This is a genomic window from Hymenobacter terricola (assembly GCF_017921975.2).
Taxonomy (GTDB): Bacteria; Bacteroidota; Bacteroidia; order Cytophagales; family Hymenobacteraceae; genus Hymenobacter; species Hymenobacter terricola.
Window position 1 is genome coordinate 220,342 of sequence record NZ_JAGEMO020000018.1, and the last position, 20,065, is coordinate 240,406.

Annotated in this window: 14 protein-coding genes and 1 pseudogene; 11 read left to right on the top strand and 4 right to left on the bottom strand. The window is 59.3% G+C overall.

Annotated elements, in window-relative coordinates:
• Positions 1-23: 23 nt before the first annotated feature.
• Positions 24-3,878, bottom strand: a complete 3,855-nt coding sequence (locus tag J4G38_RS15100) for a sensor histidine kinase (protein WP_226163441.1) — start codon at positions 3,876-3,878, stop codon at positions 24-26.
• Between the two features lie 354 nt (positions 3,879-4,232).
• Here J4G38_RS15100 and J4G38_RS15105 point away from each other — a divergent pair, with 354 nt between their 5' ends.
• Positions 4,233-5,885, top strand: a complete 1,653-nt coding sequence (locus J4G38_RS15105; RefSeq protein WP_210522228.1) for an IS1182 family transposase — start codon at positions 4,233-4,235, stop codon at positions 5,883-5,885.
• A 292-nt stretch (positions 5,886-6,177) separates the two neighbouring features.
• Here J4G38_RS15105 and J4G38_RS15110 read toward each other — a convergent pair.
• A pseudogene (locus J4G38_RS15110) lies at positions 6,178-6,576 on the bottom strand (TMEM175 family protein).
• A gap of 1,474 nt (positions 6,577-8,050) precedes the next feature.
• Here J4G38_RS15110 and J4G38_RS15115 point away from each other — a divergent pair.
• The 10 genes from J4G38_RS15115 (at position 8,051) to J4G38_RS15160 (ending at position 18,682) form a co-directional block, all read left to right on the top strand.
• A complete protein-coding gene (locus J4G38_RS15115) occupies positions 8,051-9,265 on the top strand; it encodes a replication initiation protein (protein ID WP_210522107.1) in 1,215 nt (404 codons plus the stop codon).
• 139 nt (positions 9,266-9,404) lie between these two features.
• Positions 9,405-10,166: a ParA family protein gene (locus J4G38_RS15120; RefSeq protein ID WP_210522106.1), complete on the top strand. Its 762-nt coding sequence runs from the start codon at positions 9,405-9,407 to the stop codon at positions 10,164-10,166.
• Complete coding sequence (locus J4G38_RS15125) at positions 10,159-10,557, top strand: hypothetical protein (RefSeq protein WP_210522105.1); 399 nt, start codon at positions 10,159-10,161, stop codon at positions 10,555-10,557. The genes J4G38_RS15120 and J4G38_RS15125 overlap by 8 nt, the downstream gene beginning before the upstream one ends.
• A gap of 702 nt (positions 10,558-11,259) precedes the next feature.
• Complete coding sequence (locus J4G38_RS15130) at positions 11,260-11,508, top strand: hypothetical protein (protein WP_210522104.1); 249 nt, start codon at positions 11,260-11,262, stop codon at positions 11,506-11,508.
• 130 nt (positions 11,509-11,638) lie between these two features.
• Entirely contained in the window at positions 11,639-12,961 is a 1,323-nt protein-coding gene (locus J4G38_RS15135; RefSeq protein ID WP_210522103.1) for an inositol-3-phosphate synthase, read from the top strand.
• A 15-nt stretch (positions 12,962-12,976) separates the two neighbouring features.
• Positions 12,977-13,426, top strand: coding sequence for a phosphatidylglycerophosphatase A family protein (locus tag J4G38_RS15140; protein WP_210522102.1), 450 nt, complete (start codon positions 12,977-12,979; stop codon positions 13,424-13,426).
• Positions 13,427-13,432: 6 nt separating this feature from the next.
• A complete protein-coding gene (locus tag J4G38_RS15145; RefSeq protein ID WP_210522101.1) occupies positions 13,433-13,816 on the top strand; it encodes a GtrA family protein in 384 nt (127 codons plus the stop codon).
• Positions 13,813-16,392, top strand: a complete 2,580-nt coding sequence (locus tag J4G38_RS15150; protein WP_210522100.1) for a DUF5686 and carboxypeptidase-like regulatory domain-containing protein — start codon at positions 13,813-13,815, stop codon at positions 16,390-16,392. Before J4G38_RS15145 ends, J4G38_RS15150 begins: the two co-directional genes overlap by 4 nt.
• Positions 16,393-16,402: 10 nt before the next feature.
• Positions 16,403-17,689, top strand: a complete 1,287-nt coding sequence (locus J4G38_RS15155) for a DUF4833 domain-containing protein (protein ID WP_210522099.1) — start codon at positions 16,403-16,405, stop codon at positions 17,687-17,689.
• A gap of 45 nt (positions 17,690-17,734) precedes the next feature.
• Entirely contained in the window at positions 17,735-18,682 is a 948-nt protein-coding gene (locus J4G38_RS15160; RefSeq protein WP_210522098.1) for a phosphatase PAP2 family protein, read from the top strand.
• A 233-nt stretch (positions 18,683-18,915) separates the two neighbouring features.
• On the opposite strand, the gene J4G38_RS15165 is transcribed toward J4G38_RS15160, so the two are convergent.
• The gene (locus J4G38_RS15165) at positions 18,916-19,884 is read right to left on the bottom strand and encodes an IS3 family transposase (RefSeq protein WP_226163442.1); all 969 of its coding nucleotides are present in this window, start codon (positions 19,882-19,884) and stop codon (positions 18,916-18,918) included.
• Positions 19,829-20,065, bottom strand: a 237-nt coding sequence (locus tag J4G38_RS15170) for a transposase (protein ID WP_226163443.1), incomplete at its 5' end; no start/stop codon positions are given. The genes J4G38_RS15170 and J4G38_RS15165, both read right to left, overlap by 56 nt.

Consider the following 20,065-nt stretch of genomic DNA (forward strand, 5'->3'; position numbering starts at 1 on the left):
ATCCGGGCCGGTGTTATCCGGCATTATCCCGCCAGCGGCAGCTCGATGAAAAAGTCCGTGCCCTCCCCCACTGCCGTTTCAAACCAGATTTTGCCGCCGGCGCTCTCAATCCCGCGCTTGGCCACCGCCAGCCCAATGCCCGAGCCGCTGGCTTTGGTGGTGAAATTGGGCACGAATACCTTTTCCCGTACCTCCTCGGAAATGCCCGCGCCGTTGTCGCGGATGGCCACGCGCACACTGCCCGCGCCCGCCGTGGCCAGCGACACGTCGATGTGCGGCTCGCGGCCTTCGGGCACGGCCTGCCGGGCATTTATCAGCAGGTTGTTGAAGGTGCGCACCAGCAGGTTTTCATCGGCATACACCAGGTAGCGGCCGGTTTCGGCGTCGGGCGGCAGGTGCAGCTCCAGGGCGCCGTCCTCCGCATCGGGCTGGTGCAGGGCGGTGCAGCGGCGCAATATCGCGGCCACGTCGAGGCGCTCGGGGCGCATGGTGGGCAGGTTGGTGAAGGTGCTGAAACTGGTGGCAATGTCGCTCAGCACGTCAATTTGGGTGATGAGCGTTTGGGAAATCCGGCTGATAAGCTCCTCCGCGTTGGGCCGACGCTCGGCAATGGCTTTCTGCAGGAACTGCAGGCTCAGCTTCATGGGCGTGAGCGGGTTCTTGATTTCGTGGGCTACCTGCCGGGCCATTTCGCGCCAGGCGGCTTCCTTTTCCTGGGCGGCCAACTCGCGCTTGCTGGCTTCCAGCTTGGTGAGCATCGTGTTGTATTCGCGCACCAGCAGGCCGATTTCGTCGTCGGAGCTGCGGTAGTCCAGCAGCTCATTCTCCCCGGTGAGCGTGGTTTGGGTCAGCTTCTCGGTGATGAGCTTCAGGGGGGCGGTAAGCTGCCGGGCCGCCACAAAAGCCAGCCCCAGAAACAGCAAAAACATCAGCGTGAAGATGTTGAGAATGGTGGTAAATAGCTCCGTCAGCTTGGTATTCAGCTCTTTCTCGGAGTCGAAGAAGGGAATGCCCACGTAGCCCAGAATGGGCCCGGTCGGCATGGCCGTTTCGTCGGCCGACGACCCGTCATCATCGTCAAATACGGAGTGCACCGCGTAGGTGGGCGCTTTCTTCGGGGGGCCGTCGGCTTTGCCGTGCCCCAGCGCGTGGCCCGCCAAATCGGTCGCCACGACTTCGTCGGCCCCCGCCCGCACGGGCAAGTACAAAGCGTTGAACGACAAGGACCCCGCGCGCTCGGTGAGCAAGGCGCGCGGCCGGTTGTGTTCGCGCAGCGCCACCACGGCCTGTGGGCTCAGCAAGGGCCCCAGCAGGCCCGTATCGAAGATGATGGGCTGGCTGCTGGCCAGCAATTCCCCGTGGGCGTCGTAGAGGTTGAGGTCGGTTTCTGTGAGGGCGGCCACGTTCTTGGCCAGGACAACCAGCGTGGGCCGCGCCGTGCTGTCGGACAACAGGTGCCGCTGGCGGCGCAGGCTTTCGAGGGCCAGCTGGCCGCGCCGCTCGTAGGTGCGGGACAAATCGCGCTGATACGAGGCAATGAGCTGGCTGGCCGTGGCCACGCTCACCACCAGCAGCGGCACCACAATGCCCACGTTCAGCAACAGCTGAATGCGGGTACTGAAATTGAGCCGTAGCTGGTGCGCGGCCCGGCCGCGCACCAGCAGCACCACCCCGCCCGCCAGCAACCAGACCAGCGACGACAGCAAAAACTGAAACGAAAAATTGGCCAGCCAGTCGCTCGGCGAGTACGTGGCCGTGGTCACCACCACGGTCCGGTTCATCGAGCCGCGCACGCCCAGATGGTGGTAGCCCCGGCGGTTCAGGCCGCCCACATACAGACGCGGTTCGGCCAGTAGGGAAGCAGGCAGGCGGTTGGCATAATCAAAATCGCCCTCGCTGTACACCAGTCGGCCGTGGTTGTAGCCCGCGTAGCTGAGCTCGGTAGCCAGGCCCGGCTGAAAGAATTTCTGGTCGACCAGCAGCTCCGGCAAGACGCTGTAGGAAGTCAGCTTTTTGAGCGTCAATTCCACGCGCACCGCCCCCAAAGGCAGGCCAATGCCGTTCACCCGCTGGCCGGGCACGGTGATGTGGGCCACGTAGCGCCGCGAGCCAAACGGGTTGTCGGACTGCACCAGGTACACGCCAGCCTGGTCGGTGGGCGTGGCAATGCGCGCGGTGGCCGCGCGGGCCGCGCTTAGGCTGGGGGTACCCGGCGCGGCCCCCACGGCCGCCCCCGAGGCATCATAGAGGGTGATATTGCTCTCGTATTTATCGAAATAATCGCCCAGATATTGCCGGGCAATGCGCTCCCGCACCACCTCGGGCCGCCCAAAGGCCGCCGACAGCGCCCGCCGGACAAAGGGGTCGGCGGCGATGTCGTGCATGCGCTCACCCAGGAGATACTCGCCCTGCAGGTCATTGTCGATAAGCAGGTTGCCGGCCAGGCGCTGCTTGTCCACCAGCAGCTGCTTTTCGAAATGCGCGTAGAGCGCCAGCGCCCCGGTGGCCGAAGTCAGCGCCAGTAGCAGCACCACCAGCATCGCGGCCTGGTAGCCGCCCGTGGTAGGCTCGGCGCGCAGGTTCACGGCCCGTACCAGGGCCGCATACAGCAGCAACACCGCCAGCAGCAGCAGCCACGGCTCGCCCAGCCCCAGGCCCGTGCCCAGTACCGGCAGCGCAGCCAGCGCCGGGCCCAGCAGCAGCATCCGCCGCGGCACGTGCTGAAGCAAGGCCCCGGCCAGCTGCGTCAGCCCGAAAAAGCCCACCAGCCACGCCGCCGTGTGCAGCAATGCCACCAGGGCCAGCAGTACCCAGAAGCCCGTTATCTGCAGGTTGTGGGTCACGTCCAGGCTCAGCTGTGAGCTGCCAAAAACGGTGACATAATACGCAAACAGCAGGGCCGTCCAGCCGCAGAAAGCGGCGCCCACCCCGGCCGCCGCCACTACCTGCCCGCCCGGCGTGCGCGGGGCCCGCACCCAGGCCAGCACGCTCCAATGCTGCCACAGCGCCGCGGCGCCCGTCGCGACCAGCAAAGCCAGCAGGGCATCCAGCAGCAAATCGCCCAATGAAGGCGCCCACCACGAAGCCGCGTACACGCGCGGGTCAAACAGCGGCAGCTCGATGAATGAATACGGCAGTCCCAGATGCAGCAGCACCGCCCGCAACGCCGCCAGCGGCAGCACCAGCGCCGCCACCGCCGCGCCCGCCCGCCCGGCCCGCCACCACCGCCAGGCCAGCAGCAGCCACCCCGCCGCATACAGCAAACTCCCCAGCGCCAGCAGCGCCAGCGGCACGTATTGCCCCGTTAGCGGGTTGGGTTGCAGCCGCTTAATCGAAAACAGGTAGTGCCCATCGGCCGCTTCGAAACGCGCCGGACCGTGCGCCGAGCTATCGGCCACCACCTGCAGCTCCATGCCCCGAAACAGGCCTTGCTCACCTCCCTCCCGCAAGTACCGGTTGCTGATGCCATAGTGCCGTTCGAGCGGCAGATAGGTCAGAATCAGATACCGCCCGGCCATCCGGCGCAGCAGCAGGAAATCCCCCACCGGCGTTTCTATCAGTCGCTCGGGGCTGAGGCTGGAGGTTTCGTTTTCGGGCCGCAGGGTCGCATCAGACCAGTAGCGCAGCGCGCCGTTTTCCAGCACGTACGTGGGATAGGTGGTCTGAGCCATCAGCTTCTGGAAGCTGTAGTAGCCGCGCGGCAGTTGCTCGGCTACGGAATCAGCCTCGCGGCGCGCCGTGGCTTCCGCATCGCGCACGAGCTGCTGCAGGCGCATCACGTCGGTGCGCTGCACCACGCCCGGCGTCTGAGCATAACGGCTGGCCAGGTAGCCGCCCACAAAACACAGCGCCGCGGCCAGCAACAACAGCCACGGCAAACGACGCCCCGGAGGATGTTGAGAGATGGGTTTGCGAGGGTATTGAATGGTCTGCAAAAAAAGAAGATTCGAGGCCAATAGTAAGCCTAAGCTAACGCCCTGCGCAGGAGTCAGGCAATGAACAGCACAGCTTAGGTTTGTACGCCCCGCAAAATCCACGCCTAATAAAAAATACCACCCATGGGCAGTATTTTCAATCAAAATAACTATTCCCTCCTAGCTGTATAGTCCCAGCGTGAGGAGGGTCGGGTCACGGGTAAAGATAGCCGGGTTCTTTTGCCACTGGATACTGTTGGCGAATTGGTTCTGGGGTAAAAAAGGCTATTTTCGGAGGCATCTTAACCGCCTCTGCTCATGAGCCTGCACCTCCAACCCAGCACGCCTGTTCCGCCCCAAACGCGCCAGGTAGCACAGGCAGCTTTTCCGCACGGCAATCGCTATATGCAACTGCGCGATACGCTGGGCACCCTGTATGACGACACCCTCTTTGCCGACCTGTTTCCACCACGCGGGCAAGCGGCCCAGGCGCCCTGGCAGTTGGCGCTGGTGACGCTGCTGCAATTTGCGGAAAATCTCTCCGACCGCCAAGCGGCCGATGCCGTGCGCAGTCGCATTGACTGGAAGTATCTGCTGGGCTTGGAGCTGACCGACCCCGGGTTTGACTTTAGCATCCTGTCGGAGTTTCGCCAGCGGTTAGTGGCCGCCAAGGCCGAGGAGCGTCTGCTCACACACCTGCTGACGTGTTGCCAGGACCAGCAGTGGCTGAAAGCCGGGGGTAAACAGCGAACGGACTCGACCCATGTGTTGGCGCGTGTGCGGGATATGAACCGCCTGGAGTGCGTGGGGGAAACCCTGCGCTTCACGCTCAATCGCTTGGCCACGCTCTTGCCCGACTGGTTGGCCAGCCAGCTGCAACCGGAGTGGGCCGCCCGGTACGGTCCCCGAGCCGAGGAGTATCGCCTGCCGCACACCAAACCAGAGCGATTGGCTTATGCGCAACAAGTCGGTCAGGACGGCTGGTGGCTGCTGGAGCGAATCGAACAGGATGCACAGGCCGCCTGGCTGTGGCAGTTGCCAGCCATTGATGTCCTGCGCCGGGTCTGGCTCCAACAGTTTCGGCTGGTGGACGGCCAACTCAACTGGCGCGTGGAAAATCAGGACGAATTGCCTCCTTCCGCGCAGCTCATTAGCTCTCCCTACGATATAGAAGCTCGTTTTAGTCGCAAACGCACCACGACGTGGGTGGGCTATAAAGTCCATTTGAGCGAAACCTGCGAAGCCGACCACCCGCATTTGATTACGCAGGTAGCCACGACCGTCAGCACGGAGGCAGACTCGATTACCTTGCCGCAGATTCAGCAGGGATTGGCGGACCAGTCGTTACGGCCGTCCCAGCAGTTGGTCGACACCGCGTACGTGAGTGCCGAACTGCTCGTCCAGAGTCAGCAACTTCATCAGGTGGAGTTAGTCGGGCCCGCTCGGAAAGACCAAAAATGGCAGGCTTTAGCGGGGCAAGGATATGCGGCGGCGGATTTCCACGTGGATTGGGACGCGCAGCGAGCTACTTGTCCCCAGGGGCATCCGTCGCAATCCTGGATTAAGACGCTGGAAAAAGGCCAGCCCCGCGTGTTTATCAAGTTTTCGCGCAAGCACTGCGGGCCCTGTCCCGTGCGGGCGCAGTGTACACGAATGAAACGCCGAGCCATTAAGTTGCGCGCCGATGCCCCGTATCACGCTTTGCAAGCCGCCCGAGCGCGCGACAGCCGGGCGGACTGGCCCCTACTTTATAATCAGCGAGCGGGCATTGAAGGCACGCTCTCGCAAGGGGTGCGCGGCTTTGGCCTGCGCCGTTCGCGCTACGTGGGCCTGGCCAAAACCCATTTACAGCACGTCTTTATTGCTGCGGCGATGAACCTGTCGCGTATCGTTAACTGGTTAAACGACGTGCCGTTAGCCCAGACCCGTCGGGCCGCCTTCGAGCGGTTGATTCCGCCAGCAATGGCTTAAAACCAATTCGCCAACAGTATCCAGTGGCAAAAGAACCCGGCTATCTTTACCCGTGACCCGACCCTCCTCACGCTGGGACTATACAGCTAGGAGCTGCGTGGTACACAATCAGCAGCAGCAGGATGATTATCCCAATGAAAGGAACAAAATATTCCACCGCTGCCGCTGCGCCATAGCACGCCATTCCCACGCGGGGGTGCGCCCGCTGGCCGTGAAAAAAGTCGGCTTGCGCAGGCTCTTTCAGCAATGCTGGATGGTCGCGAACGCACGAGAACATGGGCAGCCAAGCAGCCTACATCAGGCAGGCAATCAGCGCGTAGAAGGCCACGGCAACCCCCTCATCAGTCGCGTTTCCTTCCCGAAAAGCCTGCGCCAGTACGCCCGTCGGAAAGGTCAGTAGTATGGTAGTTGCCAAAATGCCCAAGTTCCAGCCCTGCAACCCCAAGCTCACGGAGCGCAGTTGATGAAAAAGCGCAAGGTGATTGAGCCGGATAATGCCTATGTAAGCGAAGGAAAACGAATAGGCTACCAACGGCGGTCACAGCCGTACCAACGCGTCAAGCAGATGCCCGGGCTCCGATTCGGGCACTCTAAATTCCAGCACAAGAATGGTTATTGCAATGGCAAATACCCCATCGCTGAAGGCTTCGAGTCGATTGGTTTCGTCTAATTGCTGGTGGTGGCGGCGCATGGGCTGTTCTGCGAAGAACCAAGGTAGTGAAGTAGGGGTAAAATGTCGAAAGAAGCTGTCGTATAGCTAATGCTAGCCAAGCTACGTTGCTTTGCCGATTTGCGCCCAAATTCGACCAAGTGAAGGGCCATTGATGCCTAAAACTGCTCGGCCAGCAAGCGCCTAAATCGCTCCCAGCCGTGCGATTGGGCATACCGCTTCTGACGCGGCTGTGACGCGTGCACGCTGCAGCGGCACTTGGACGACTTCGCAGCGTTGGGCTTGCTCACGCGGCGGCAGAAACCAGGACTCAATCGCTACGGGTTGCCCAGCTTCCAACTGGTGCTGCGCGCTGATTTTCTGGACTAGGAATGGGGCAAGGAGGTGCCCGTTCCCGAGGCGGTCGTAGGCCTCCGCCAGTACCGGCGGCCCACTTTGTCGCGTCCCCCGTGGCCCTCCTCTCCGAGACCGCGCTTGGCGCCCCGTTCGCTCGGCCCTGAAACAAGTCGAGGCGCTGCGAGAAAAGCTGAGCCGTGCCTTTCGGCAGTAAGGCGGGGGAGCAATACGACATTTTACGGGCGTTGGAAAGGACTTCATAACGTAAAGTCTAGCAGAGCAATAGGAACATCTCCAAACCGGTCACTTATCCACCCGATAACGGCCACCGGCTGTCGCTGGGCGGTACTAAAAAGCACAACGACGACCTCTGGCTAGTGCCTTTTTATACCCTCTCCCGCTGGATACTAAAGCTCCCTTTTGACACTGAAGCCCCTTAAGGATTCAGATATTACATGAATGATTTTTATACATTCTTATACCTTAAACCATGCAGTGTCGAGTACTCCTTGACTTAGAAATCGTTGGCTACTTGTGATATTACGAGAAGCACGAAAGCTGAAGTGGCAGGGGAAGCTAACTGTTTGGTCAGTTGCTCTAATATTCGTGCTTTTTGTAATACTCCCCCTCTTCGGAGGCTTCAACTCTGGTACCTATTCGCTGTTTCGTGCTTTTTGTAATAGGAGGACCACTGCTGTATCATAATAAATCCCGTAAAACACTGAATTTGAGTTTTTTTGATTTGTGATTCCAATGGCATTGCTATTACAAAAAGCACGAAAAAAACAAACCTGCTCAATAAACCCAATTATGCAGTATCAATTCAGCTCTTACTGACACCGACTAGGGGGAAATTTGAAACTAAATAAATTAAAAAGCGACCCCCCATTTAAACGGTCGTTTTATTTATTAACCTATTACCTATATTATAGGTGTCATAACTATTTGAAAATCAAGTGCTAAAATGGCCAATCTATTACAAGAAGCACGAATGTGCTATTACAAGAAGCACGACGAAGTATTACAAGAAGCACGACGAAGTATTACAAGAAGCACGAAAAGAAAGTAACCAGCTATTACAAAAAGCACGAACACCTATTACAAGATTATTTTTTGTAATAGATTGCGACAGCAACTCCTACCCATCCCCTGCTGTCCTATGCAAGCTACCTTGTTCGACAATGCTAAGCCTGAGCCAGTTAATAAGCTAGTAGTTCAGCGCAATGACTTGGTGAACGCCCGGTTTGCACTCACGACTCTGGAAATGCGCCTGTTCATGGCCATGCTCTCCCGGATTCACCGGGAGGATACCGAATTCCGCGAGATGCGAATTCCTGTGACGGAGGTAGTGGCGTTGTCAGGCCGTAGGCCGAGCAGCAACGACTACCAACAACTCAAGGACATGTGTGCCCTGCTGGCTTCGCGGGTGATTTACATTGAGCGGCCTAGCAAGAAAAAGCGCACCAATAAGGTAACTGAGGATGCGCCAAGCTTCTCGAACACTCCACTAATGGCCTATGCGGACTACAGTAGCGAGGAACGGGCCTTAGTGGTACGGTTCAACGACCGGGTGCGCGACTATCTGCTGCAACTCAACGAAGGCAATTTCACCCAGGCGCAGCTGATGCAACTGCTGAAGCTCAAGAGCGCCCACTCCTACCGGATTTACTGGCTGCTCAAGCAGTACGGCAGCTTTGGCTCGCGGACCGTCCGGGTCGATGACCTCAAACGGCTCCTCGACTTGGATGGACAGTACAAGCAATTCCCATTGTTCAAGATGAGGGTACTGGACCGGGCCAAAACGGAGCTTGCCCAAACCAATCTCGCTTTTGAATATGACCTGCTACGGGGGACCGGGAAAGGGGTCGAACAGATTCGCTTTCGCTTTGCTCCGGTTGCCAGCGAAGCATTGCTGACCGCGGCCTTGGCCTTGAATGAATGGCAAAAGGCCCTGGCCGATGTGGGGGTATCAAAAAGCAGTATTGAAACCATCAGCGGGCTAATAGACCAAGGAAAATTGGAGCCCGGGTACGTCCTTTTTGTCGTCAATCAGCAGCGCGGCAAAAGCAGCCAGGGGAAAATCAGCAGCTTGGCCGGCGCGGTATTCACGGCCATTACCAAAGGCCACGCCCTGGAGGATTATCAAAAATCCTTGGTGGCCCGACAGAAAGCTGCCAGTCGCAAGAATACGAAAATCGTAGCGGAGGCACTCCGCTACCGTCTCGACGACGTTCGGGAGTCCTACGAGCTCATGAACCGAAAGAAGCTGGCCAAGGGAGCGACTTTCGAAGAAAACCTGCAACTCGTGTATCTATCCCAGGGATTTAGCCAGGTGCAGGACGCCGGCGGGGTCGATTGGTTAGTCAAGGAGTAGTATCAGCTCATACTAAATAGCAATTTGTTCAAGGCAATACGGATGATATTTTTCATATTTATTGAAAATATGTATTTATAATATGTATCGTATTGGGTGCATTGATTAGCTTTACGGCCCTTACGCAAGTCTTTGTCCTATGCATGTTCTCTCTTTTGCCAATAACAAGGGCGGTGTGGGTAAAACCACCTCTGCGCTCTGTGTGGCCCACGCTTTGGCAGAGCAAGGCTTTCAGGTAGCGCTGCTTGATTGTGACCCGCAAGCAAATGCCAGCAAAACGTTTCAGGTGCCGGCCGGCGTGCCGCACCTTGGCGAGGTGCTCGAAGAGAAGCGGAGCCTGGCACAAGCGCTCTACCGGGTGGGACCGAATTTGCAGCTGGTACGGGCCGAACGCTCGCTGGCACAGCAGGAGAAAGTTTTTGGCACACAGCCTGACTACATTTTCTTCTTGCGAGACCAGCTAGCGGGGGTAACGGGCGTAGATTATGTGGTTATCGATACGCCACCTTCCCTGGGTGCCCTGACCGTCGCCTCGTTGGTGGCCAGCGAGGCCGTCTTTGTGCCGTTGCATCCGGAATTTTTCGGCAACGAGGGCATGACCGCCCTGCTGGATATGTGCTCGCGCCTGCAAAAGAACTTCAATCCCAAACTCCGGGTTGGGGGAATCTTCTTTACGGAATATGCTCCGTCGTATCGGCGAGCCCTGCACCACCAAGTGGTGCAGCAACTGCGCGACGACCCTGCGCTGGGGCCGTTGGTGATGCAAACGACCATTCGGGAGAATGTCGCTTTACCAGAGTCGCAGAGTATGCGGCAAAGTATTTTCTCGTGGGCTCCGCAGTCTAACGGGGCCCAGGACTACCGTAACCTGACGGCGGAAATATTAGAAAAGGTTGGTTGATTTCAATGTCATCCATATTATAAATATAAACAATATGAAAAAGTCGGGCAAGATGAACATGATAAGCAACATGACCAAGGTAGAGTCGGTACCGGCCCAAGCCGCCGATGCCTTGCTCTACGACCTTGGCAATCAGCCTATGTCCAGCCAAAGCACGGCAGCTCTTATATCGGTCAAAGAAACGGCCATTGCGAAGGTGCCATTCACCAACCAGCTCACTCCTGACACGTTTTTGCGGCTGAAGCAATTCGAATGCTGGGGCGGGATGGAGATTCAGGATATTCTGGAGGAAGCCCTGACTGCTTTTTTCGCGGGCAAGCCGGAAGCCGACCGTGAGCTACCCGCCAAGGCGAAAGAAAAGCTGAAGAAGAAGCTGCCAAACTTGCGGTAGTAAGCGCAAGAGCAGAAAGTCAGCGTGATTGCCTCAATTTGCAATTTGCAAATCGTGAATTATGCGTAAGCATAATGGCATGCGCCCTCAGGAGGAGATTCTACTGCTAAGGCTGACAGCTGACGTTGCTCGGGGCCAGCGAATTACCGGGCAAAACCCTGGCGCAGGCACAGTACCTTGGTCCGGCCGAAGTATCGGCGGCGCTGCAGCGCTACCAGTGTAGCCGGTTGCTGCAAGCGGCCACCAAGCGGCGCCAGGTATGTGGGCTTTGTTATTCCTGCAGCATGGCTTGTCTTGCGTGTTCCCTGCGCATCCGGGGCGCGGGGAGTGGCCACAGGTCCCCGCACCGTGCCGACGGATGCGCCGGAGCCCCATTCCACTTCCAGCTGCACATCACCTTCCAGGTATAGGGCCACCGCTACCCCGCCACACTGTCCCAGGTCGCAGTAGGAATTACTTCATGATGCTTTGTAACTGCTCACTTTCTTTATGGAAGCCGGCTTTAACCACGGTTTTTATCCTTCAGGCCCTGGCGGAATTTGCCTTCTGCGACCGTCCCCCACGCGGCTCCAACGTAGTTGGCCAACCGCACAGGCAGGCGCGGGCACCACGCTGGGCCCGGCCACGTATTTTCAGCCGCTAAAGCCGGGCGGCCCGCAAAATCTGCGCGGTTTTTATTTGGGACGGTTTACGGGCAAGAACATGGTGTATAATAACTTGGAGCTCTGGCTCAAGCCGCTGGACGTCGCCTCCTCCCTGCTGCCCGGCACGTTGGGGCTGGTGGCTTTCAACGATGTGGGCCGGGTGTGGTCGCTGGGCGAGGTATCGGCGAAATGGCACGATGGCTACGGGGCCAGGCGCTACTTTCTGCCGGCGCAGCTGTTACAGGCAGGGGTAGTATTCTCTGAAGTAGGCACTTACCCGTATGTATGGGCTGGTTTCAGGTTTTAATCAATCTTAAACGTCTTAGCTGCCAGCCGTCGGTCTGGCTTCTGCTCAAAAACTAACTTTCGACTTGCTGGTTTGGCCCTCCACCAGTAAGTAAGTTTATTACCGGCCACAAAACTCCTCACAATCCAACATGACAGCACATAAAGAACAAATTGCGCCCGCCAGCGGCAAGCTGGGCATCCTGCTACCCGGCATGGGCGCCGTGGCCACTACCCTCATTGCCGGCGTGCTGGCCGTGCGCAAGGGCACCGCGCAGCCCATCGGCTCGCTCACCCAGATGGGGAAAATTCGAACGTCGGCCGGAAACCCGAAAATCAAGGATTTCGTGCCCCTGGCCGACCTTCAGGATATCGAGTTTGGCGGCTGGGACGTGTACGGAGACAACGTGTACGAGGCGGCCCTGAAGGCGGGCGTGCTCGACTACAAAACCCTGCAGCCCGTGCGCGCCGAAATGGAGGCCCTGGTGCCCATGAAGGCCGCCTTTGACCCGCACTACGTGAAAAACCTGGACGGTACCCACGTCAAGGAATACACCGCCAAGCTCGACCTGGCCGAGCAGGTTATCGCCGACATTCGCGCTTTCAAAGCCGGGCGCAATTGCAGCCGGCTGGTGATGGTGTGGTGCGGCTCGACAGAAATCTACCACGAGCACGGTGACATTCACCGCACCTTGGCCAGCTTCGAGGAAGGGCTGCGCACCAATGCGCCCACCATCGCGCCCAGCATGATTTATGCCTACGCGGCCCTGAAGGAAGGCGTACCGTTCGTGAACGGCGCACCCAACCTGACCGTGGACGTGCCCGCCCTGCTGGAGCTGGCTGCCCTCACCGGCACGCCCGTGGCCGGCAAGGATTTCAAGACCGGGCAAACGCTGATGAAAACCATTGTGGCCCCCGGCCTGAGCGCCCGCTCGCTGGGCGTGAAGGGCTGGTTTTCGACCAACATCCTGGGCAACCGCGACGGCCTGGTGCTCGACGACCCGGATAACTTCAAAACCAAGGAAGTATCGAAGCTGAGCGTGCTCGATAGCCTGTTCAACCCCGAGGAAAACCCGGAGCTGTACGGCGATATGTACCACAAGGTGCGCATCAACTACTACCCGCCGGCCGGTGACAACAAGGAGAGCTGGGACAACATCGACATCTTCGGCTGGCTGGGCTACCGGATGCAGATTAAGATTAATTTCCTCTGCCGCGACTCCATCCTGGCCGCGCCGCTGGTGCTCGACCTGGCCCTGTTTATCGACCTGGCTCAGCGGTCTGGCATGAGCGGCGTGCAGGAATGGCTGTCGTTCTACCTCAAAGCCCCGCAAACGGTATCGCCCGACCTGCGGCCCGAGCACGACATCTTCAAGCAGCTCGTGACCCTGCACAACACCCTGCGCGGGCTGATGGGCGAAAGCCCGGAAGTGGCCGCCATTGAGGAGCAATACCAGGATGGCCCGGCTGTTTAACTGCTGCTGCGCCGCATGTATAAGCTAATTGCCTCGGTGCTGGGCATCGGGTACGTGAAGGGCGGGGGCACGGTAGCCGCCGTGGTCTGCTGCTTGTTCTTGTACCTGGCCCGCGCCAACGAGGCGTTGCTGCGGCCCTGGCCAGCGGGCCTGCTCACGGCAGGCCTGCTGGCCCTGGGTACGCTGGCGGCCCAGCGCATGGAGGGGGCCTGGGGCAAAGACAGCTACCGGGTCGTCATCGACGAGGTGGCGGGCATGTGGGTGAGCATGTTGCTCATCCCCATCACCGGGCCACGGCTGCTGGTGGGATTGGTCCTGTTTCGATTTTTTGATATCGTTAAGCCGTTGTTTATTAGAAAAATGGAGCAAATACCCGGCGGCGCGGGCGTGATGCTGGACGACGTGCTGGCCGGCCTCTACACCACCCTGCTGCTGCACGCCGGGATACAATTAGGCTACTTATAACACCCCGTGCGCTACGCTCAACTGCTCCGGGTGCAGGCCGCTTCGGCAGCCGGTACCGCCGTCGATTTTCTGGTGACCATCGCCTGCGTGGAAGTCCTGCACAGCTGGTATGTGCTGGCCACGGTGCTGGGCAACGTAGCCGGGGGCCTTACCAATTTCTACCTCAACCGGCACCTGGTGTTCCGGGCCACGCAGCAGCGCGCGCCGGTGCAGGGGGCCCGGTACCTGGTGGTGTGGCTAGGCGGCATGCTGCTGAATGCCACTGGTATTTACCTGGTTACCCATTTCCTGCACGCCAACTATCTGCTAAGCAAAACCCTGGTTTCCTTGTTGGTTGGGCTGGGGTTTACGTATTCGCTACAAGTGCATTTTGTGTTTAAGAAGTTATGAATTATCTATCTGCTCGGTACTATTTCCTGCCTGGGGGCCGGCTGTTTTGGTTGGTGCTGCTGCTGGCGGTGCCGACTGTTACTCTGGCCCAAACCACCACCATCAGCGGCGTGGTGACCGATGCCAAAACCCGGCAAAAGCTGCCCTTCGTGAGCGTGGCGGTGCCCCAGGCGGCCATCGGCACCAACACCGATGAGGACGGGCACTATACCCTGCGCGTACCGACGCAGTACACGGCCCTGGTTTTCACCTACCTGGGCTACCGCACCGTTACCAAGACCTTCACGGCCGGCCCGGGCCCGGAGCTAAATGTGCAGCTAGCGCCCAGCGCGGCCCAATTGGACGAGGTGGTGGTGCGCGGCACCAAGGTGCCGCGCTACAAAAACAAGGACAACCCGGCGGTGGCCCTCATCCGGCAGGTTATCGACCACAAAGAGCAGAACCGGCCCGAAAGCTACGCTTACGTGGAAGATGAAAAATACGAGAAGATGACCTTCTCGTTCAGTAATTTATCCGACAAATTCAAGAGCAAGAAAATTTTCCGCAACTATCAGTTCCTGTTCAAAAAGCAGGATTCGCTGGCGGCGGGTGGGGTCAACATTCTGCCCATTTACATCGAGGAAAAGCTGGCCCGGGAATACTACCGCAAGGAGCCGCCGAAGCGTCGAAGCGTCGTGCTCGGCAGCAAGCAGGTGCAGTTTGATAAGCATTTCATTGACAATGAGGGGCTGAGCGCCTATTTCAATCGAATGTACCAGGATATTGACATTTACGCCAACAATGTCTCGCTGCTCGGCAACCAGCTCCTGAGCCCGATTGCCAGCAATGCGCCCACGTTCTACCAGTTCTACATCACCGATACGCTCCGGCAGCACTCGCCGCAGCTCATTGAGCTGAGCTTTTATCCGCGCAACAAGGGCGATATGCTGTTTGCGGGCAAGCTATACATCACGCTCGACGGCAACTACGCCGTGCAGCAGGCCACGCTCTCGGTGGATAAGCGCATCAACCTGAACTTCGTGAAGCGCCTGGATGCCCGGCTGGAATTTGCCGAAAACCCCGACCGCCGCTACCACCTGAGCAAAACCTTTCTGGGCATCGATTTCGGGATTTCGGAAAAAAGCTCGGGCTTTTACGGCGAGCGCACGGTGCAGTTCGATAAGTACCGGATTAACCAGCCGGAACCCGACAGCGCGTACGACGCGCCGACGCGGGTGGCTGTGGTTGCTGATACCTCGACGAGCCAGCGCACGGCTTTTCTGGTGCAAAACCGGCCCGACAGCCTGAGCCAGGTGGAAAAGGCAATTTATAAGAACGTCGATACCCTTCAGACCATCAGGTCGTTCCGGCGCTCGCTGGAGCTGTTTACCTTCCTGCTGTCGGGCTACAAGGGCTTCGGGCCCTTCGAGCTGGGGCCGGCCAATACCTTCTACAGCTTCAACCCCGTGGAGGGCTTCCGGCTGCGGCTGGGCGGGCGCACGACCCCCGAGCTGAGCCAGCGCATTTACTTCGAAACCTACGGAGCCTACGGCTTTCAGGATAAGAAGTGGAAGTACTTCCTGAGTTCCACGTACTCGCTTAATAACCAGTCCATCTATAAGTTTCCGCAGCACTTCGTGCGGGGCAGCTTTCAGCGCGATACCCGGATTCCGGGGCAGGAGCTGCAATTCGTGCAGGAAGACAACTTCCTGCTCTCCTTCAAGCGCGGCGTCAACGACAAGTACCTCTACAACGACGTCTACCGGCTTGACTACGTGCACGAGTTCCTCAACCACTTTTCCTACACGCTGGGCTTCCGCAAGCTGCAACAGTCGCCGGCCGGCGGCCTCTATTTCCAGGATTCGGACGCCAGCACGCCCGACCCCATCCGCACCCTGACGACGACGGAGCTGTCGCTGGGCCTGCGCTGGGCCCCCAACGAAACCTTTTACCAGGGCAAGCTCTACCGCACCCCCATTATCGGGCGCAACCCCATCTTCTCGGCCCTGCTCACCACGGGGCTCAAGGGCGTTTTGGGCGGCGAGTACACTTACCAGAACGTGGTGGCAAACGCCACCAAACGCTTCTACCTCTCGCAGCTGGGCCACGCCGACGTGACGCTGGAAGGCGGCTACGTATTCGGGCAGGTGCCGTTTCCGCTGCTCGACATTCACCGGGCCAACCAGACGTACTCGTACCAGCTGAACTCGTATAACCTGATGAATTTTCTGGAATTTTCGAGCGACCACTACGCCAATCTGTTCATCGACCAGAACTTCAACGGGTTCTTCTTCAACAAGCTCCCCCTGATAAAGCACCTCAAGCTGCGCGAAACGGCTTCCCTTAAACTCCTCTACGGCGGCATTCGCGCCGAAAACGAGCCCGCCCGCGACCCTGCGCTCTACCAGTTTTTGCGCGATGCCCAGGGCCTGCCCACCACCTTCACCCTGGGCCGGCAGCCCTACGCCGAAGCCAGCGTGGGCGTGGCCAACATCTTCAAACTGTTTCGCCTCGACATTGTGAAGCGCCTCACTTACCTCGACCACCCGCACGTAGCGGAATGGGGCCTGCGCGGCCGCTTCAAGATAGATTTTTAACGCCTGTCCCATGGATTTTACTGCTCTCCGCAACGCCCTGCAAGCCGGCATCTACCGGGTTATCAACCCGTTCGTGCACCTGCTGATTAAGCTTGGCTTCACGCCCAACGCCGTCACCCTCACCGGCTTTGTGCTGAATGTGGGCGTGGCCGTGGTGTTCATCGTGGGCGGCGAGGAGGGCCACCGGGGCGACCTGCGCTACGTGGGCTGGGGCGGCGCGCTGATACTCTTTGCCGGTCTCTTCGACATGCTCGACGGGCAGGTAGCGCGCCTGGGCAAGATGCAGAGCCCGTACGGGGCCCTGTTCGATTCCGTGCTGGACCGCTACAGCGAGCTGGTCACCTTTCTGGGCATCTGCTACTACCTCATCGCGCACCACTACCTGCTGGGGTCACTCTTCGCCTTCATCGCCCTCATCGGCTCCATGATGGTGAGCTACACGCGGGCGCGGGCCGAGGGGCTGGGCGTGCAGAGCAAAGGCGGCCTGATGCAGCGCCCCGAGCGCGTGGTGCTGCTGGGGGGCAGCGCGCTGGCCTGCGGCATCAGCTCGGCGTTTTTGGGTGGCGACTACAAGCTATTTGTGCCGGGCATCCCCTTCCACGTCTTCGAAACGATGTCCATCCTCACCTTTCCGATTACCGTGCTGGCCGTGCTGGCCAATATCACGGCCGTATCGCGCCTGCTGGGTGCCAGGAAAGCGCTGTCGCTACCTGCGCCGCGGCCCACGCCGCCCGCCGCGCCCGCCAAAAAAGCGGCAACGGCCGCAATGCTGCTAATCGGTTTGTTGAACAGTGCTTCACTGCAGGCAAGCCCGGCGCGACAGCCCGGCCCGGCCTTTCCGGTGCCAACGGGCATTGCCAACCAGCTGTTCTACTTGCAACGCGACCCCAATCCCAACACGGTCATCTACCAGCTCAACGTCAACAGCGCGGGCCAGCTCAATGAGAAGGAGCCCGTGCGGGTATTCTGGATACGCTACACCGAGCAGAGCCAGCAGCAAGACCTGAGCTTTATTCAGCGCCGGTTTGCCTACGGGCTGACGGCCAAAAAACTGGCGCTCAACAAATATGAGCTCAAGTTTGCCGCTTATAACAAAGTCCCGTTCTATCTGCAGCGGTCCGGTGTGGACAAGACCTTCCACGTTTTCACGGTCATTGCCAATCAGCAAATTGCGCTGACCCGCGTGTACCTGCACATCGAAGGCGGCACGTTCTGGGTGCCCAACGTCAAATACATTGAGTTCAAGGGCTGGAATGCGGCCACCCAACAGCCTGTGGTGCAGCGCGTAAATGTGTAGCCCGGCTACTTCCTGATGCCTCCCGAACCGCCGCAACCGCGCAGCATGCTCCCTTCTTCTTTGTCCGCCGGCCGGCAAGGCCGCTGGCTGGTGCCGGCCCTTTCGGTGGCTTACCTGCTGTTTTCCTATTTCCTAATCGGTTTTCGGCCCGAGCAGTTGGTGCTGGTGGGGCTGTGCAACGCCTGCTATTTCCTTTCAGACACGACGCGCCGGTTCATCACCGGCTTTTCCATCTTCGTCGTGTTCTGGATTCTGTACGACTACATGCGGGCGTTCCCGAACTACGCCTACCGGGCCGTCGATGTCGCGCAGCTTTACCACACCGAGAAAAGCCTGTTTGGCATTTCGTGGCACGGCCAGCTGCTCACGCCCAATGAGTTCTGGCTACTCCACCACACCGCCTGGCTGGATGTGCTGTGCGGCATTTTCTACCTGTGCTGGGTGCCTATTCCGCTGGCTTTCGCCGGATACCTGTTTTTCCGCAACCGGCCGCTGTTTTTTGCCTTTTCCCTGACCTTTTTGCTGGTCAATATCCTGGGGTTCATCGTGTACTACCTGCACCCGGCCGCGCCGCCGTGGTACGTGCAGCAGCACGGCCTGCAATTCCGGCCCCTCATCATGGGCAGCACGGCCGGCCTGGCCCGGTTCGACAAGTTAGTTGGGATGAGCATTTTTAAAGGCATTTATGCCAAGAACGCCAACGTCTTCGCGGCCATGCCCTCGCTGCATTCGGCCTACCCCGCCATCGTGTTGTTTTACGCCGTTAAAAACCGGTCGGGACTGTTCAATGCTTTTTTCCTGGTGGTGATGTTGGGCATCTGGTTTGCCGCCGTTTACACCAGCCACCACTACGTGCTGGACGTGCTGGCCGGCATTGCCATTGCCCTGACTGGCATCGGCATCATCCGCCTGCTGCTGGCCAAGAGCGCACTCTTCAACCAATTTATTGTCAAATTTCTGCGCGCCACGAGTCCGGTCCCGACGGCCGGATAGCACTCGCCGGCCACGGGGCCAAAGCGCTACTGATAGCTGAATCTTTTATTCTTCGACCTCACAATACCTCCTCATTACTTCCTCCTGACATTGCGGCTGCCTTGCTGGAGCGCTGGCCCGCCGCCCCGTCCTTGCGCCGTTTGTCAGGTTTTGGCGTGTCTTTCATGCGTAAGGAAAGGTACTGCCCAATGCTGTCCAGGTTTACTGGGGTGGTCTAGTTGAGCAGGAGAGAATTAGGTGATATTGGCAAGTTGTTGCTGATGAAAGAGATAAGGCTTTAAATAGCCGCTGCTGGAGTGACGCCGCTTGTGATTGTAGTAGTCAAAACAGTCCGCGACGCGGGCTTGGGCACCGGCGAGGTCCGTGAAAACGGGCCAGTCGCAGAGTTCGAGTAGCTCCGTTTTCAGGCGCGACCACAGGCTTTCCGCCTGGGCATTGTCGTAACACTCGCCCCGGCGGCTGTGCGAGCGCTGGGCTTTGGCGTCGCGCAGTAGCGCTTTGTAGACGTTACCGACGTCCTGCCCGCCCCGGTCGGAGTGCACAAGCAGGCCAGAGACGGGCCGTTGAGCCAAGAGCGCCCGCTGCAAAGGGGTGGTAACCAGTGCTTCAGGTACATCAGCCCGTGCCTGCCAGCCCACGACCTGCTTGGTGCAGACGTCTTGAAAGGCGCAGCAGTAGACCCACCGGCCGTTGGCCAAGGGCAGGTAGGGGATGTCGCCGTCCCACCCCCGATGGGCTTGCGTCGGGCGCGGCTGGTCGAGCAGTAAGTTCGGGGCGCAGCGCTGGCCATGAGTCGAATCCGTGGTGCGTGGGGTAAAGGCCTTGCGCTGCAAGGCTTTGCGACCGTGACGGCGTAAGGCCGTGCGGAGGGCCTGCCGGCCCACCCGGTGGCCCAACTCGCGCAGTTCAACTTGTAGTCGGCGCGTGCCATAACGGCGCTGCCGGTCGTCAAATACGTCGACCAGCACCGTTTCCCGGGCGGGCGCTGCGGTAGTTTCGGGGCGCTGGCACCACGCGTAGTAGCGGCTGGGCACGACGTGCAAAACCTGGCAGAGCAGCTGCACGGGATAGTGAACGCGTTGCTGGTCAATAACCTGCAGCTGACTCACCAGGTCGGGGGATGGGAGAAGATGGCGATGGCTTTTTTTAACATCTCCAGCCCCTGCGCCTGCCGGCGGCCGAGGTGCCCGCAAGGCGCGCACCTCGGCCGCCGGCAGGCGGGTCAGCGGGCAAGGGCTGTTGGGCCGCTTTCTGCCACTGATAAAGTAATTTAGCATTGATGGTGAGGGCACGGGCAGCGGCCCGCGTCACGCGGCTTTCGCGGGCCAGCCGCCGGGCTTCGGCGCGAAAGGCCGCATCATACCGCGGCCGTTTGGAGGAAGA

Excerpts from the sequence above, each read along its gene's own strand:
- J4G38_RS15160 (WP_210522098.1), top strand. The coding sequence starts at position 17,735 with ATGCTCCCTTCTTCTTTGTCCGCCGGCCGGCAAGGCCGCTGGCTGGTG.
- J4G38_RS15115 (WP_210522107.1), top strand. The coding sequence starts at position 8,051 with ATGCAAGCTACCTTGTTCGACAATGCTAAGCCTGAGCCAGTTAATAAG.
- J4G38_RS15120 (WP_210522106.1), top strand. The coding sequence starts at position 9,405 with ATGCATGTTCTCTCTTTTGCCAATAACAAGGGCGGTGTGGGTAAAACC.
- J4G38_RS15140 (WP_210522102.1), top strand. The coding sequence starts at position 12,977 with ATGTATAAGCTAATTGCCTCGGTGCTGGGCATCGGGTACGTGAAGGGC.
- J4G38_RS15105 (WP_210522228.1), top strand. The coding sequence starts at position 4,233 with ATGAGCCTGCACCTCCAACCCAGCACGCCTGTTCCGCCCCAAACGCGC.
- J4G38_RS15155 (WP_210522099.1), top strand. The coding sequence starts at position 16,403 with ATGGATTTTACTGCTCTCCGCAACGCCCTGCAAGCCGGCATCTACCGG.
- J4G38_RS15130 (WP_210522104.1), top strand. The coding sequence starts at position 11,260 with ATGGTGTATAATAACTTGGAGCTCTGGCTCAAGCCGCTGGACGTCGCC.
- J4G38_RS15135 (WP_210522103.1), top strand. The coding sequence starts at position 11,639 with ATGACAGCACATAAAGAACAAATTGCGCCCGCCAGCGGCAAGCTGGGC.
- J4G38_RS15150 (WP_210522100.1), top strand. The coding sequence starts at position 13,813 with ATGAATTATCTATCTGCTCGGTACTATTTCCTGCCTGGGGGCCGGCTG.